This window comes from Sphingomonas sp. S-NIH.Pt15_0812, from assembly GCF_003951315.1.
GTDB lineage: Bacteria > Pseudomonadota > Alphaproteobacteria > Sphingomonadales > Sphingomonadaceae > Sphingomonas.
The window spans coordinates 1-14,909 of sequence record NZ_QLJH01000015.1 but is presented as its reverse complement, the minus strand read 5'-3'; the positions used below and the strand labels follow the sequence as shown (position 1 = coordinate 14,909).

Annotated in this window: 15 protein-coding genes and 1 tRNA gene; 6 read left to right on the top strand and 10 right to left on the bottom strand. The window is 65.2% G+C overall.

Annotated features, from left to right (window positions below; translation table 11 throughout):
- Window positions 1-42: 42 nt before the first annotated feature.
- The 8 genes from BRX43_RS11435 to BRX43_RS11400 are packed head-to-tail and all read right to left on the bottom strand — an operon-like array spanning window position 43 to window position 7,568.
- Window positions 43-639, bottom strand: coding sequence for a retropepsin-like aspartic protease (locus BRX43_RS11435; RefSeq protein WP_125995002.1), 597 nt, complete (start codon window positions 637-639; stop codon window positions 43-45).
- Complete coding sequence (locus tag BRX43_RS11430) at window positions 636-1,400, bottom strand: MBL fold metallo-hydrolase (protein ID WP_125995001.1); 765 nt, start codon at window positions 1,398-1,400, stop codon at window positions 636-638. The genes BRX43_RS11435 and BRX43_RS11430 overlap by 4 nt, the downstream gene beginning before the upstream one ends.
- Complete coding sequence (locus BRX43_RS11425) at window positions 1,397-2,173, bottom strand: TatD family hydrolase (protein WP_125995000.1); 777 nt, start codon at window positions 2,171-2,173, stop codon at window positions 1,397-1,399. Before BRX43_RS11425 ends, BRX43_RS11430 begins: the two co-directional genes overlap by 4 nt.
- Window positions 2,173-3,726 (bottom strand): methionine--tRNA ligase, encoded by a 1,554-nt coding sequence (gene metG, locus BRX43_RS11420; RefSeq protein ID WP_125994999.1) that lies wholly within the window; start codon window positions 3,724-3,726, stop codon window positions 2,173-2,175. Before metG ends, BRX43_RS11425 begins: the two co-directional genes overlap by 1 nt.
- Window positions 3,727-3,735: 9 nt before the next feature.
- Window positions 3,736-4,710, bottom strand: coding sequence for an AAA family ATPase (locus tag BRX43_RS11415; RefSeq protein WP_125994998.1), 975 nt, complete (start codon window positions 4,708-4,710; stop codon window positions 3,736-3,738).
- Between the two features lie 10 nt (window positions 4,711-4,720).
- Entirely contained in the window at window positions 4,721-5,893 is a 1,173-nt protein-coding gene (locus BRX43_RS11410) for a D-alanyl-D-alanine carboxypeptidase family protein (protein WP_125994997.1), read from the bottom strand.
- An 18-nt stretch (window positions 5,894-5,911) separates the two neighbouring features.
- Window positions 5,912-6,553: an SPOR domain-containing protein gene (locus tag BRX43_RS20850; RefSeq protein ID WP_164523587.1), complete on the bottom strand. Its 642-nt coding sequence runs from the start codon at window positions 6,551-6,553 to the stop codon at window positions 5,912-5,914.
- Window positions 6,537-7,568 (bottom strand): lytic murein transglycosylase, encoded by a 1,032-nt coding sequence (locus BRX43_RS11400; RefSeq protein ID WP_125994996.1) that lies wholly within the window; start codon window positions 7,566-7,568, stop codon window positions 6,537-6,539. Before BRX43_RS11400 ends, BRX43_RS20850 begins: the two co-directional genes overlap by 17 nt.
- 104 nt (window positions 7,569-7,672) lie before the next feature.
- Here BRX43_RS11400 and BRX43_RS11395 point away from each other — a divergent pair.
- The 3 genes from BRX43_RS11395 to BRX43_RS11385 all read left to right on the top strand — a co-directional run bounded on the left by BRX43_RS11395 (window position 7,673) and on the right by BRX43_RS11385 (window position 9,998).
- A tRNA-Ser gene (locus tag BRX43_RS11395) sits at window positions 7,673-7,762 on the top strand.
- A 177-nt stretch (window positions 7,763-7,939) separates the two neighbouring features.
- Complete coding sequence (locus BRX43_RS11390) at window positions 7,940-9,199, top strand: integrase arm-type DNA-binding domain-containing protein (RefSeq protein ID WP_125994995.1); 1,260 nt, start codon at window positions 7,940-7,942, stop codon at window positions 9,197-9,199.
- A gap of 19 nt (window positions 9,200-9,218) precedes the next feature.
- Window positions 9,219-9,998 carry a hypothetical protein gene (locus tag BRX43_RS11385; protein WP_125994994.1) on the top strand — a complete coding sequence of 260 codons (780 nt, stop codon included), beginning with the start codon at window positions 9,219-9,221 and terminating at the stop codon, window positions 9,996-9,998.
- A 192-nt stretch (window positions 9,999-10,190) separates the two neighbouring features.
- On the opposite strand, the gene BRX43_RS11380 is transcribed toward BRX43_RS11385, so the two are convergent.
- A complete protein-coding gene (locus BRX43_RS11380) occupies window positions 10,191-11,429 on the bottom strand; it encodes an integrase arm-type DNA-binding domain-containing protein (RefSeq protein WP_125994993.1) in 1,239 nt (412 codons plus the stop codon).
- Window positions 11,430-11,851: 422 nt separating this feature from the next.
- Between BRX43_RS11380 and BRX43_RS11375 the strand changes: the two genes are divergently transcribed.
- Complete coding sequence (locus tag BRX43_RS11375) at window positions 11,852-12,121, top strand: hypothetical protein (RefSeq protein WP_125994992.1); 270 nt, start codon at window positions 11,852-11,854, stop codon at window positions 12,119-12,121.
- Between the two features lie 930 nt (window positions 12,122-13,051).
- Here the strand turns inward: BRX43_RS11375 and BRX43_RS11370 are convergent.
- The gene (locus BRX43_RS11370) at window positions 13,052-13,459 is read right to left on the bottom strand and encodes a hypothetical protein (protein ID WP_125994991.1); all 408 of its coding nucleotides are present in this window, start codon (window positions 13,457-13,459) and stop codon (window positions 13,052-13,054) included.
- A 312-nt stretch (window positions 13,460-13,771) separates the two neighbouring features.
- On the opposite strand from BRX43_RS11370, the gene BRX43_RS11365 reads away from it, so the two are divergent.
- A complete protein-coding gene (locus BRX43_RS11365) occupies window positions 13,772-14,251 on the top strand; it encodes a hypothetical protein (RefSeq protein ID WP_125994990.1) in 480 nt (159 codons plus the stop codon).
- 225 nt (window positions 14,252-14,476) lie between these two features.
- Complete coding sequence (locus BRX43_RS20290; protein WP_164523586.1) at window positions 14,477-14,755, top strand: hypothetical protein; 279 nt, start codon at window positions 14,477-14,479, stop codon at window positions 14,753-14,755.
- The last annotated feature ends 154 nt before the right edge of the window (window positions 14,756-14,909 follow it).

Genomic DNA, 14,909 nt, shown 5'->3' with positions numbered 1-14,909 from the left:
GCCAGAGCTTGCTCGATAATAAACATTATGTAAAATCCGTGGTTATTCCGCCGAGGTTCTGCGGGTGGCGTCGGTGGCCGTCATCACCAGCGTCTGACCATCGACATGCCAAGACGCCAGCCGCGACAGGAAGTTCATGCCCAACACGTCCGTATCGCCGAACGCCGGCGACACCACGACGCCCAGGTCGCGCATCCGGATCGAACCGACGCTGAGCGCCTTCACCCGCGCCGTATCAGCGGCGACGCGACCATTGGCCGTCTGGATCAGCGCCGCGAACGGACTCCCGTTCAGGCTCAGCCCCAGCGCCTTGACGGTCCCGACCGACAAGGCGGTGGTCGTGGCGCCGCTGTCGATCAGCATCCGTCGCTTCACGCCGTCGATTTCGGCGTCGGCGTAGAAATGCCCGTCGGCGTCCTGCCGTATCCGCGTCTCGCCGCCGCTGACCCGCTGGTCGGAGAACAGATTGGGCAATCGGTCGCGTTGGCTGACCGCCAGCAGGCCGACCGCGAAAATGCCAATCCAGGCCAATGCCATCTTCAGCATCTGCGCCAAGGGCGGCCGACGGGCGATCAGGCCCGCGAGCGGCAGGATCAGCAGCAGCGCATAGAATAGCATGTCCGCGCCGCGATCGCTCATCGCCCCACTGTCAGCCCGTCATAGCCCGGCTCGACACCGGCTGGCAGCGCCGCCGCCAATGTCCGATAGTCGAGGCTCTGGTCCATATGGATCAGCGCCGCCCGCCCCGGCTTGAACGCCTCGATCCAGCCGAGCACCTGCTCCACGGTCGGGTGCGACGGATGCGGCTTGTGGCGAAGCGCATCGACGATCCACACGTCCAACTCTTGGTAGAGCGCCCGCATCGCATCGGTCATCACGTTGAAATCCGTGGCGTAGCCGATGCTATACCCCTCTGCCTCGAAGCGCAGCCCGGCGCTGGTTACATTACCATGCGGCTGATCCGTGACGGTGACGGTGATGTCGCCGATGGTGATCCGGTCCGGCAGGATGTCGGCCGCGATCGTCGGTGGATACCCCGGACGCCCGTTAAAGGCATAGGCGAAGCGCGTCCGGAGGGCGTCGAGCGTCGCCGGTCGGGCCAATCCGCGCACCGGCCGGCCCAGCGCGTGGAACACCTGCCGCAGGTCGTCGATGCCATGGCAATGATCGGCATGATCGTGGGTCCAGATCACCGCGTCGAAGGTCCCCACCTCGGCCGCGAGCAGTTGCTCGCGCATATCGGGGCCGCTGTCGATCAGGATGCGCGTATCGCCATGTTCGACGAGCAGCGAGGCACGGGTGCGGCGATTGCGCGGCTCGGCCGGATCGCATGCGCCCCAGTCATTGCCGATCCGCGGCACCCCCGACGAAGTGCCCGCGCCGAGGATGCGCGCCCTCATCCGCGCGTCTTGCCGAACAGGGTGTGGAAGTTGGTGGCGGTGCGCTCCGCCAGCGCCTCCGGGGCCTCGCCACGCAATTGCGCTAGAAAGGCCAGCGTGTCCGCGACGAAGCCGGGTTCGCCCGGCTTGCCTCGATGCGGCACCGGCGCAAGGAAGGGCGCGTCGGTTTCGATCAGCAGACGGTCGGCGGGGATGATGCGCGCCGTATCCTGGATTTCCTTGGCGTTCTTGAACGTCACGATCCCGGAGATGGAGATATAAAGGCCGAGTTCCAGTGCCTTATCGGCAAAATCTCGGCTCGCCGTGAAACAGTGGATGACGCCGGGATAGGCGCCCCTGTCCATTTCGTCGCGCAGGATCGCGATCGTGTCCGCTTCCGCATCTCGGGTGTGGACGATCAGGGGAAGGCCGGTCTTGCGACAGGCGGCGATATGGGCGCGGAAACTGGCCTGTTGCTGCTCGGGACCGCTATGGTCGTAGTGATAGTCGAGCCCGGACTCGCCGATGCCGACGACCCGCGGATGCGCGGCGCGGGCGACCAGCTTGGCGGTATCGACATGCGGGTGGGCGTCCGCCTCATTGGGGTGAATACCGACCGTCGCCCAGACATCGGCCTCGCGCTCAGCGGTGGCGAGCACCGCATCCCACTCGCTCTCCCGCGTGGCGATGTTGAGCATCGCGGTGACCCCCCTCGCCCGCGCGCGCTCCAGCACCGTCTGCTGATGCTCGACCAGTCCTGGATAGTTTAGGTGGCAGTGGCTGTCGGCAAGCATCAGGCGGACTCTACAGGAGCTTCCAGGCGGGGAAAAGCGGGCATGGGCGTGCCCAGGCGAAAGCCCGCCTCCATTTGGCGCGCATACCAGCCATCATCGTCGATCGCCGCATGGTCACGCTGCTCCACACCTAGCAGGTCGAGCACCCTGCCCGCGCCGTCCGGTACGACGGGAAGAATGGCGATGGCGAGCATGCGGATCGCGCGGACCAGCGTGCCGAGCACCGCATGCATCCGTTCGGGATCGGTCTTGCGCAGCGCCCAGGGTGCCTGCACGTCGATATACTGGTTGCAGGCATAGACGCCGCGAATCCAGCTTTCAATCCCCTGGCTGAGCATCAGGTCGGAAAAGCCCGACTTCAACCCGGCGCAGGCGACGACGACCTCCTCGATCAGCATCGCATCGGCCGGATCGCTCCGCCCCGCCTCGGGCAGCGCGCCGCCCAAATTCTTGGCGATGAACGACAGGGTCCGCTGCGCCAGATTGCCGAACGCATTGGCCAGCTCGGCATTGACGCGCGTCACGATCGCCTCGGCCGAATAGCTGCCATCCTGCCCGAAGCTGACCTCGCGCAGGAAGAAGTAGCGCAGGGCATCGATACCGAACAGATCGGCCAGCTCCATCGGATCGACGACATTGCCCAGCGACTTGGACATCTTCTCGCCCCGGCTGAGCAGGAAGCCGTGGCCGAACACGCTCTTGGGCAACGGGATCTTCGCCGACATCAGGAAGGCGGGCCAGTAGACGGCGTGGAACCGCACGATGTCCTTGCCGATCAGGTGCAGGTCCGCGGGCCAGAAACGGGCTTTGTCCGCATCCGGGTTCGGATAGCCGGTGCCGGTCAGGTAGTTGGTCAGGGCATCGACCCAGACATACATGACATGGCCCGGGCTTCCCGGCGCCGGCACGCCCCAGTCAAAGCTGGTGCGCGACACCGACAGGTCGGAGAGTCCGCCCTCCACGAAGCGCATCACCTCGTTGCGCCGGCTCTCGGGCCGGATGAAGTCGGGATTGGCGGCGTAGAGATTGAGCAGAGGCTGCTGGTACTTGGACAAGCGGAAGAACCAGGTCTCCTCCGCCGTCCATTCGACCGGCGTACCCTGGGGCGAGAGCTTGGCGCCCCCTTCCCCTTCGACCAGCTCCTTCTCGTCGTAAAAGGCCTCGTCGCGAACCGAATACCAGCCCTCATACCGGTCGAGATACAGATCGCCCGCCTCGACCATTGCCTGCCAGATCGCCTGGCTGGCGGCATAATGGTCGGTGTCGACGGTCCGGATGAACCGGTCGTAGGAAATCTGGAAGCGATCCGCCATCACGCTGAAATGCGATGACATCTCGTCGGCGAAGGCGCGCGTCTCCAGCCCGCGTGCGCGGGCCGCCTGCGCCATCTTCAGCCCGTGTTCGTCGGTGCCGGTCTGGAACAGCACGTCTCGCCCCGCCTGACGCTGGAAACGCGCGATGACGTCGGCCGCGACCATTTCATAGGCATGTCCGATATGCGGACGCCCATTGGGATAATGGATGGCGGTGGTGATGTAATAGGGTTCGGCCATGCGCGCCGGTTACGCGGCGTGGAGCCGCGCGACAAGTCCGGCCATTTCGAAGATCGTGCCCGAAGCGTCGAGCGACAGGCCCCGCGCCGCGCCGGCCAGGTCGCGCGCGGCGGCATGGGCGTCGAGCGCGGTCTTGAGCGCCGCGCCCTGCCGCGTGCGGGCCTGATGCGCGATGAAACTCGGCGCGCGGTCGAGGAACGCCTCATAGCGTTCCTGTGCCGCCTTGCCCGCGAGCTGCCTGGCCAGTGCCGCGCGGCGCATATTGTCGGGATCGCCATCCGCCGCGATCGCCGCGATCGCCGCATCGACCCTGGCCAGGTCGAGCCCGGCGAAACGCAGCCCCCGCCCCGGCGCGCCATCCGCCGCCGCGACCAGGGCCGCGATCTCGCCTTCGTCCGCCTCGGGCAGCAGGTCGCGCAGCACCGTCCCGGTCAGGGCATCGTCCAGCCGTTCGAACCGCAACAGGCGACAGCGCGACCGGATCGTCGGCAGCAGCTTGCCCGGCGCGTGGCTGACCAGCAGGAAGATGGTGCCGGCGGGCGGCTCTTCGAGATTCTTGAGCAGCGCATTGGCTCCGCTCCGCTCCAGATCGTCGATCGAATCGATGATGACCACGCGACGCGCCGACAGCGCCGGCATCGTCGCGAACATCGGCTGGAGCGTGCGGACCTGGGCGATGGTGATCGACCGGGCCAGGTCCGAGTCCGGCTTGTCCGCATCCTTGGGCAGGCGGCGCAGGATGCGGAAATCGGGATGCGCCCCCGCCTCCGCCAGGGCCCGCGTCCGACTCCCCTCGCCCACCGCCAGTCCGGGCGCCAGCGGCTCGGCCGCGCCAAGCGCCAGCATCCGCCAGGCCGCCTCGCGCGCGAAGCCGGCCTTGCCGACCCCCTCCGGCCCGGCGAGCAGCCAGGCATGATGAAGGACGCCGGTGTCCAGGGCCGCCAGGAACGCCGTCCTGGCCGCGTCATGCCCCCGGATCGTCATGCGCTCGCGATCACGCGAAAAAGGACATCAGCCCGTTCCACGCGCGGCGGAAGAAACCCGCCTCGCCCACGTCGCTGGCGGCGACCAGCGGCAGATGCTGTTCCGGCATATCGGGCGCGGTGATGACCAGGTCGGCGATATGCTGGCCCGCCTTGATCGGCGCCTTGACCGGTCCCTGATAGACGATCTTCGCCGCCATCTCGGGTGCCATCCCCCCGGGCAACGTCACCTTCAGCGTATCGCCCGCGACCAGACCCACCGTGGTCGCATCGCCCAGCTGCACCTGCGCGGAGCCGACCTGCTTGCCCTTGGCGGCGATCGGCTTGGCCTGCCAGGCGCGGAAGCCCCAGTTCATGAACTTGACCGATTCCTCGACCCGCTGACCGGCACTGCCGAGGCCTGCCATGACCATGACCAGCCGGCGGCCATTCTGCTCGGCCGAACCGGTGAAGCCATAGCCCGCCTCCTCGGTATGGCCGGTCTTCAGCCCGTCCGCCCCGGCGACGCGGCCCAGCAGGGGATCGCGATTCGCCTGGGTGATCTCGTTGCCGCCCATGGTCTTGCCCCAGGTGAAGTCGCGGCGGCTGTAGAACTGCTTGTAGAGTTGCGGGAAATTGGTGATCGTCGCCTCGGCCAGCGTCGCCAGGTCACGCGCGGTGACATAGGTGACGCCGCCGTCCGGCCAGCCGTTCGACGTGCCGAAATGACTGTTCTTCAGGCCGATCTTCTGCGCGTCGCGGTTCATCCGCTCGGTGAAGGAGGGTTCCGTCCCGGCGATATGCTCGGCGAGCACGACGCACGCGTCGTTACCCGACAGCGTGACGATGCCGTAGAGCAGGTTGGCGACGCTCACCTGCTCGCCCGGCGACAGGAACATGGTCGATCCGGCGGCGGGACCGTGCCACTTCTTCCACGTTTCCGGCTGCACGGTGACCATGTCGTTCAGCTTCAGATCGCCGCGCTTGATCAGGTCGAAGGCGACATAGACGGTCATCATCTTCGCCATTGAGGCGGGCGGCATCCGTCGGTCCGCATCGCGCGCGAACAGCACCGCGCCGGTCGACATGTCCTGGAGGAAGGCGATCGGGGCCGGCGTATCGAACTGCGGCGCCGCGGCGGTCGAGGGCACCGCCAGCGCGACGATGGCGAGCGGGGCGGCGAGCGGTCCGAACAGGGTCTTCATGAATTTTTGGTCCGTCATTCAGTCGGTGGCGAGAAGATGGGCATCGGCATAGCCGCGCGCGACGGCGGCGTCACGCGCTTGCTGCGCGTCCGCGAAATCGAATGGCCCCTGCTGCACGCGCCACAGCGTGCCGGCTGGCACCACCATACCGACAATCTGCGCGGCAAGCGCCATGGCCCGTTCGTGGCTGGCGAAGGTGGCGACCTGGACCAGATAATGGCCGGTCGTCGGGCCCGGCGCGACCACCGGCGCGGTGACGGGGGTTCCGCCACGACCCTGGGCGATGATCGTGCCGGGTTTCCCCCGGGAAACCGCGTGCACCCGTACCTTCGCCACGGCGCGACGGTCGGTGCCGAGCAGTTGCGCAGAGCCCCGCGACAGATCGATCAGCCGGCCGTGGCGATATGGCCCGCGATCGTTGATCCGGACCAGGATCGATCGGCCGGTCGACAGGTCGGTGACCTGCGCCAGGCTGCCGAGTGGCAATCGGCGGTGCGCGGCGGTGAAGCCAGTCGGGTCGAACCGCTCGCCACTGGCGGTGGGGCGGCCCGCCAGCTCCTCGCCATACCAGCTTGCCAGTCCCGTCTTCGCATAACGACCGCCGCAGCCCGACAGCGCCAGGAGCGCGGCGAGCGCCGCCGCCTCAGCCCGCCACCGCATCGGCCAGCAATCCCACCGACAGGGCGTAGAAGTTGGAGCAATTGTAATCGAGGATGACGCGGTAGTTGCCGGTCAGCAGATAGGCGGTATTGCCCGGCCCGTCCGGCTCGATCAGCGTCGCCTGCACGTCGTCGGCGGGCCAGGCGCGGCCCATTGGCGTCAGGCCCAGCGCGCGCCACTCCGCCATGCTGCGCCAGGCGCTATGCCGCTGAAAGACGCGGGGGCAGCGCGGCGACACCAGCCGGTTGGCGATCGTGCTGCGGTCGAAGCCGGCCGGCACGCCCACCGCGACGCCCCAGGGCTGGCCTGGTCGCCATCCGGCATTGGCGAAATAGTTGGCGATGGAGGCGAGCGTGTCCGCCTGGCTGTTCCAGATATCCGCCCGGCCATCGCCGTCGCCGTCTCGCGCCAGACGCAGATAGATGGACGGCAGGAACTGCGGATTGCCGGTCGCCCCCGCCCAGCTTCCCTTGAGCTGTGCCCGCGTCACTCCCTTGTCGATCATCTTCAGCGCCGCGATCAGTTCCGGCTCGAACAGGCTGCGCCGACGGCCCTCATAGGCGAGCGAGGCGAGCGAGCGGATCAGGTCGAAATTGCCGGTATAGCTGCCGTAATTCGTCTCATGCCCCCAGATCGCGACCATGATCGCCTCCGGCACGCCGGTGTCACGCTCGATGGCCTGGAGCCGCGCCCGCTGCGCCTGATAGACGCTGCGGCCGCGACCGATGCGCTGCGCATCCACATGCTCGATCCGGTAGGGCGCGAAGGGCGAGATGCTGGTATTGCCCGGATTGCCCGGCTGCCCCCGATCCAGTTCGATGACGCGTGGATTGACGGTTAGCCCCGCCAGTTCGCGCGTCGCCGTGTCGGGGCGCACGCCCTCCGCAATCGCGCGGGTGCGAACCTGCGCCAGATAGGCCTGGAACGCATCGTTGCCGGCTGCATCCTGGGCGCTGGCCGGATCGACGGCAAGGCCGAGACCCAGCATGGCGAGCGTGAAAATCTTCCCCCACATGCCGGCGCTTGTCGCCGCAAAGGGGGCAAAGGGGCAAGCTCCGGTCATCGCCGGGGTTGCACGGACGGCCGCGCACGCTATCGAGGCGTCAGCAACCGTGGCGCGGAAGAGTGGCCGAGCGGTTTAAGGCACCGGTCTTGAAAACCGGCGAACGGGCAACCGTTCCGTGGGTTCGAATCCCACCTCTTCCGCCAAGGCATCATTTCAGAGCTTCTCAAGACAGCCGAAAAGTGGCCAAAATCCGCCATTTTTAGTCTTGCTGATTAACCCACATTGTCCCAAACCATCCCCGTGCAGCGCGCACGATTTGGGGGCATTTTGGGGGCATCAGAAATGGGAGTTGGGGGCATCGGCAAACTGGAGGCTTCCAGGTGCTGACCGACTTGGCGTGCCGCCGCGCGAAGGCGGAGGAGAAGCCGTACAAGCTTCGCGACGGTCAGGGCCTCTATCTGGAGGTGCTGCCGAGTGGCGCGAAATCCTGGCGTTGGAAATATCGAATCGGCGGAAAGGAGAAGAGGCTGACGTTCGGCCTCTATCCTGGCGTCACTGCAGCGGAGGCCCGCGAGAAGCGTGCGATCGCGGCTCGCGCTCTGCAGAATGGGCAAGATCCAGCCTTGGAGAAGCGGCAGCGCAAGGCTGCAGCGACAGCCCAGGCGGGCGCATCTTTCGAGGCGATGGCGGTCGAGTGGATGCAAAGCCAGGAACCGGTCTGGTCCCAACGGCACGCCGCCTTGGTGAAGAGCAGCCTGGAGAAGGATGTCTTCCCTCACCTAGGATCGCTGCCGATCGATTCGATCACTACGCCCCTGGTGCTGGAAGTCCTGCGACCGATCGAGGCGCGCGGCGCGATCGAGACAGCGCATCGGACGCGTCAACGTTTGTCAGAGATTTTCGCACGTGCGATCGGCAGCGGCATCGCTACCACCGACCCGGCGGCCGTTGCCGGCCGGGCGCTGGGCAAGGTGGCGAAGGGCAAGTTCCCGGCCGTACGCACCATCGAGGCCGCACGCGACGTGTTGCGGAAAGTGGAAGCTCAGCCGGCGCACCCGCTGACGAAGCTCGGCTCGCGCCTTCTGGCCCTTACCGCGGTTCGCTCCGCCGTTCTGAGGCTGACAACGGCGGAAGAGTTCGAGGAGCTGGACGGCCCCAATCCGATCTGGCGCATTCCGGCCCCCAAGATGAAACTGGCAGTCGAGCGAAAGCGCGATCAGGATTTCGCCTTTGTCGTCCCCCTCTCTCGACAAGCCGTCGCGACGGTGAAGGTGGCGATGGGGTTCTCAGGCAAAGCCGCGCTCATCTTCCGCAGCGTGCGCCATCCACGCCGGCCGATCAGCGACAGCACGATCAGCAAAGCCTATCGCGACGCGGGCTTTGCCGGCGTGCATGTTCCTCATGGCTGGCGGTCGACCTTCTCGACCGTGATGAACGAGCGTGCTGCTGTCGCAGACCGGATCAGCGACCGCGCAATAATCGACCTTATGCTGGCGCACATACCCGAGGGTGTGGAGGCAGCTTACAATCGGGCGTCCTACATGCCTCGGCGTCGCCAATTGGCGCAGGAGTGGGCGGACCTGCTCACCCAAGACCTGGTCGACCCAGTGGAATTGTTGACCGGGCCGCGCCGCATCTGAGCGGTCGGGGAGCAGCGGCATGACCGCGCGCTCCCCTCGCCCACGCGGCCTGAGCCGCGTTCGCCGGCACACCTACGATATCGACAGCCGCGAAGGTGCGATCCACGCGCCGCTCGGCGGCGACGGGACGCTGGAAAGCGCGCGTCTGGCGATCAAGGCGTTGTTGTTGATGATCGACGAGGTGCAAGTCGCGACCGCGAACGCGGTCCAGTACAGCCAGGGTCTGTTCGGCCGCGCTGGTGTGGCGGCGCTGAAGGTGCTGTTCGACCCGAAGCACGGCTTCGACCATTTCTCGGGCACCAACGACTTGGCCAACAGCCAGATCGCTGAACGGGTGGGCTGCAACCCGCGCCATTGGCAGCGCCTGAAGAAGCGGTTCGCCGAACTGGGCATCATCACCTATGTCCACCGATCGATGAAGACCGGGTTGGCGACGGCGCCGGGCGTCGACCAGGATATCCAGATCAGCGACCTCTACTATTTCTCGCCGGACGATCTGGCACGGCGGGCGCCGTGGCTCCGTGAAATCTATGATCAGACGCTCGGCCGGCTGAAGCGCGAACGCTACGCCCGCGAAACGCGCGAGGAGAGCCGAGGCAAGCCGCCCAGTCGCACACCGCTGGTGAAGCGCGCCAGGCCCAAATGTCGCATCCCTGCCCTGCTCAATCCGGTCGGATGGGCGCGCTGCATGGCCGCCATCGCGGCCGCCCAGGTCAAGCCGCCGGAGGATTATGCGACCCGCGAAGCGGCAGCCATCGCCTTCGCCACCCGCCTCGCCTCGAAAGCCCCACCGGGGTGACATTTTGTCGAAGCCCGATGGGTTCCAAGGTTTAAGGAGATAAGGAAGCGAGCTTCGCTCGGACAGTTTGAGATCCCCCCACGCCGAAATGGCGCCCCCCCCTCACCCGACCGCCAAGACCCGGCTGTCGGTGCGTGGCGGCTTGCGCCGCCCCGGGCTGCCCAGGGGGGATTGGCGGAGAAATCCGTCCTCTCAATCCAGCGTCGCGCCGGCGGGGCCGTCGACCAGGATCGCCGCCCAGGCATCGAACAGCGCCCGACGCGGGCCAAGGTGTGTCGAGCGGTTGTACGCCCCCTCGACCGCGACATTGATCTTCAGCTCGGCCGCCTCCTTGCCGCCGCCGGCATGGCCCAGCGCCCGGTCGATCGTGCCGCGCTGGTCCGGCATCTGCTCGTTCAGGATCGTCGAGAAGCTGGCCCGCCAGCCGTGCGGCACATGGCGACCGGCATAGCCGGCGCGGCGATACAGGTCGCCGATCGCGCGTTCGGCGATCGGCGCGGTGCCGCTGCCGGCCGGGAAGATCAGCGGCGAAGCGTCCGCGATAGCACGAACACGCCGCAGCACCGCGACGGCCGCCGGCGACAGCGGGACCAGGTGATCGTTCGCCGGGTCAAGCTTCTTCTCGGCCGAGAGCTTCATCCGCGCCGCCGGCACGCGCCAGACTGGCTCGGCACCGTCGAGATCCTCGATCTCGTCCCAGCGCGCGCCGCGCAGCGATCCAAGGCGGACGGCGGTCAGCGCCAGGAATCGCGACGCCAGCACGACGACGGGCGCGGCGCGCAGCGCGTCGACCGCCGCGAGCAGGCCGCGCAGCTCGGCCGCATCGACGATCGCCGGATGCCGGCCGCCCGCGCGGGCCTTGGCCAGGCCCTCCGTCACCTCGCCGGCCGGGTTGATGTCGCACCAGCCCTCCGACATCGCCAGCTTGAAGACGCAGGAGATGCGCTGCTGGATGCGCCGCGCCGTCTCCTTCGCGCCGCGCGCCTCGATCGCGCGCAGCAGCGCCAGCACCTGCGGCCGCGTCACCTCGCCGAGCGGCAGCGCGCCGATCGCCGGAAAGACGTCGCGCTCCAGGCTCACCATCACGTCGCTGGCATGGATCGGCGTCCAGTCGGCAACGCGCAGCGCGTGCCAGGCGCGCGCCGCCTGGTCGAAGGTCCGGGCGCCGGCCGACGTGCGATCGGCCGCGCGCGGGTCTTCGCCGCGCGCGATCTGCTCATGCGCCGCATCGCGCCGATCGCGCGCCTGGTCCAAAGTCACCTCGGGATGGCTGCCGATGACGAGCAGCTGTTCCTTGCCGCCGAAGCGGAAGCGCAGCCGATAGGATTTCAGGCCGGACGGCGCGACGAACAGGAACAGCCCGCGCTCGTCGTAGATCTTGTAGGCGCGCGGCTTCGTCCGCGCTGCCTTCACGGCCGCGATGGTCAGCATCGATACCTCATGGGATGGGCGCACCGATCGCGGCGCGCTTGGCTGGCGGCATACCCAGCGGAGCGCTGGGGCCGAGACACGTCCTGGTCCGCTCGCGAGGCCCCAGGCCGGCGGTTATAGGGCCGCCTTACCGGCCCCTTTCATCGTCGGCGGGTGGCGCCGCCCGCCGACGAATTCCTACTCGAAAGCACGAATTGTTCTCGGGCTCGGTGGGTGATCCCCCGACGTTTTCCGCCCGAAAGCACGAGTGCGCGGCGGAGATACCCTCCGCCGCAGCGGCGCAATTCCGCACTTTTCTGAGGCGATGTACCCCAAATAGCAGCAGGCATACCCCGTGTCCGCTAACGCCCAAACCCGGTCGCTTGAGGCAGGCTTGGTGCTTCCCAATTGCCGCCTCTCGTTTAGCAAGGCATCATATGGTAATGACGATCACGCCAGCCGTCCTTGCTCAGTTACCGCTGCCCGATGTCTGCGCGGTGGTCTTTTACAAACGGGATGAAATTACGACGGATTTGATCTGCTGCGATGTCGAGATCGCTGGGCATGTATGGTCGTTCCACGAGGAAGCGGTTGGCTGGCCAGACCTGATCGCGCATCTATCCGCACTGCCGGGCTTCCGTGCCGATTGGTATAAAGCCGTGGTCAGCCCGCCGTTCGCTACAGCCGAGACGATTGCGTTCGACCGGCGGTGATCGCCCACTTGCGGACCTCCTTTGGTATCGCATGGCGCCCTAATTGCAGTTGCTCGTTCATCTGGTAAGCTAATCTTGGCCCTGACGCTGTTGGAGCGGGCGCTGCTAGCAGGTGAAGCGCTCGGTGGCTTCGAGTCCCGCTCATAGTTCCGCTTACCTCACTTGCGGAACTTGTGGCAGTTTCCGATAAGTGCCTAATGCGCTTCCTCGTTCTTGTATTAGCCCTGTTCGCGATAAGCTCATGCGGACGAGCACTTCCTAAGCGGCTTCCCCAATGTTGGAGAGCTCAAGATTTCCGCGATCAACAAACGGTTATTGGTCAGGTTACCATCCTAGTCACGTTGCCCCCGCCTGAGCTTGTAAATGGAGATACCTTGGTCGGCGCTTCGCCGACCCAATGCGAGAAAGGTTCTTTTGCGGTAGAAGGTCCCTTCCGAGGTCAGCTTCTGCGCGAAGCAGCTAAGCGACCAGCCATTGGACAGTCATGGGATCGAGCATCCCTTGCCGATGTGCGAGGGACAGTCAGGTTGGATCGCTCCCAACTCGAAGGAAGCCACCCCCAAGCGCCAGAGCGCCTCGTCTTGTCTCGCGTTACGAATTTGAAAGCGATCTCTAAACCTCATTGGGAACGTTGGTGAAGCGCCGCACCCGCAATGTCCGCTAACCACCGATTGTGTTGAAAAACTCGCGCAGCCCTGATGGCGCACCCCGACCGTAAAACTATAGACCATTGGAGATTGCGAGCCGAAACAAACTGCGCAGGGTCGGGTGATTTGTGCAACATAGTTGCGCGAGGTCGGGGAGGTTCGATCCTCGGCGGAGTTTTTCAACACAATCGCCCAATTGCAGACACTCGGACGTTCCTGCGGCTCGTCCTTTAGCGGACGATCGTAGGATCCGATGGCCAGCATCCCGCCTGAATTATCTCTGCTAACCCTGACACGGTGAGCGGCCGCAACTCGGCACCAACCAGCGTGAGAAGAGCCATGAGGCGGCAAAGAAGACTGTCACTGCTGAGCCGTAGGCGATGATTTTTGGCCAACCATAACGACCAACAATGATGCCAGCCGCGCCGCCGCATACTAGGAGCAAAGGGATGTCGAGGAGAATCGACCGCCAACCCGGCCCCTCGGAGTTGAAAAACAGCTTCCATTGTTTGTCTAAGGCTTCAAAGTCAGTGCCGAAATCGACGTGTAGCCGCTGCAAAAGTTCTGCCGCATCATCGCCATCGACACCAAGATCGTGGACGATACGGGCGTCATTGGTCACGTCCGCGGCAGGAATGCCGTGCTCCTCGATCAGCAGCCTGCGCAGCTGGGCGATAGGCTCTTCGTTCATCGTATCAAACTAGCATGCCGCTGAACGTCCGCAATCCTCCCGATTGTGTTGAAAAACTCGCGCAGCCCTGATGGCGCACCCCGACCGTAAAACTATAGACCATTGGGAGATTGCGAGCCGAAACAAACTGCGCAGGGTCGGGTGATTTGTGCAACATAGTTGCGCGAGGTCGGGGAGGTTCGATCCTCGGCGGAGTTTTTCAACACAATCCTCCCAATTCCGGTCATCGGCGGATCGCGGATTGCATTCTGAAAACGGGCATTCCGCTATCGCCCGATAGCGGGCCTTCGCTATCAGTCGTATGACCGGCGTATGACCGAACCAGCGAACACGTGCTGCTGCTCATCCTTGTCCGACTTGGCAGCCGTTCCCATGGGCGGCTACGCACTTGACGAGCGGGTGTTCGCGACGATCGAGAACGTGCGTGACCACGGGGGAGACGCATGGTGGCTGTACCTCTCGCGATGTCGCGTATGCGGCCAAGACTGGATGATCGCGCAAGAGGAGCGCATTTTCGACGAGCATTTCTTGAGGCGGCTGGATGCCGATGAAGCCACCCGCATACTGACGGAGAACGAATGGCCTTCAGAGTTCCTCACTTATGAGCAGGTGTTGGAGACGGGACACGCGTTGGGCGTTCGCCCCTGCGTCTTTCTCGATCAAACTGACGGATCGCTGGTCTGGACTGTAGAGGACTTGAAGAAAACGCGGCCTGACATTTCAGCCCAGCGGATTGCCCAACTCCTCGGCGTTCCGGTCGGGCAAGCCGAACGCATTCTGGCGAAAACCTAATGTCCGCTTTCCACCGATTGTGTTGAAAAACTCGCGCAGCCCTGATGGCGCACCCCGACCGTAAAACTATAGACCATTGGGAGATTGCGAGCCGAAACAAACTGCGCAGGGTCGGGTGATTTGTGCAACATAGTTGCGCGAGGTCGGGGAGGTTCGATCCTCGGCGGAGTTTTTCAACACAATCCACCAATTGCAGCCTTTCTGCTCCGGGTGCAGGATAGCGCGATGATTTTCATTTTAGCGTCATTGCTGGTAGCCGGTCATACTCAATACCTTAGGGCTTTTCCATTCGCCGAAGGCCCTGCTGCAGGGGTCAGCGCGATCAAAGCGGCCATCGCACAGTGCAAGGCATCTGCGAAAATCGTTCAATCAGGTGATAGGGCGACTGTGACACTCGCAATCGCCCGATCGGACCGCGCATTCGACTGCTTGTCCGCTTGGATCGCTAAACACCCTGATGTTGGCTTCGCCAAATTTGGCTTTATCGGTCGCGAACGGCAGTAAGGCTGCACCCTCGAGTCTCCGCAATCGCCCGATTGTGTTGAAAAAGGCTGGCTTGCAGTAGTGTCGGTGGTCTGATTCAATTGCCTTGAGGCGAGCGGAGACGGGCCGATGATGGGCGAGCGGACGGTGGCGCAGGAGGCGCTGTTCTACAGCT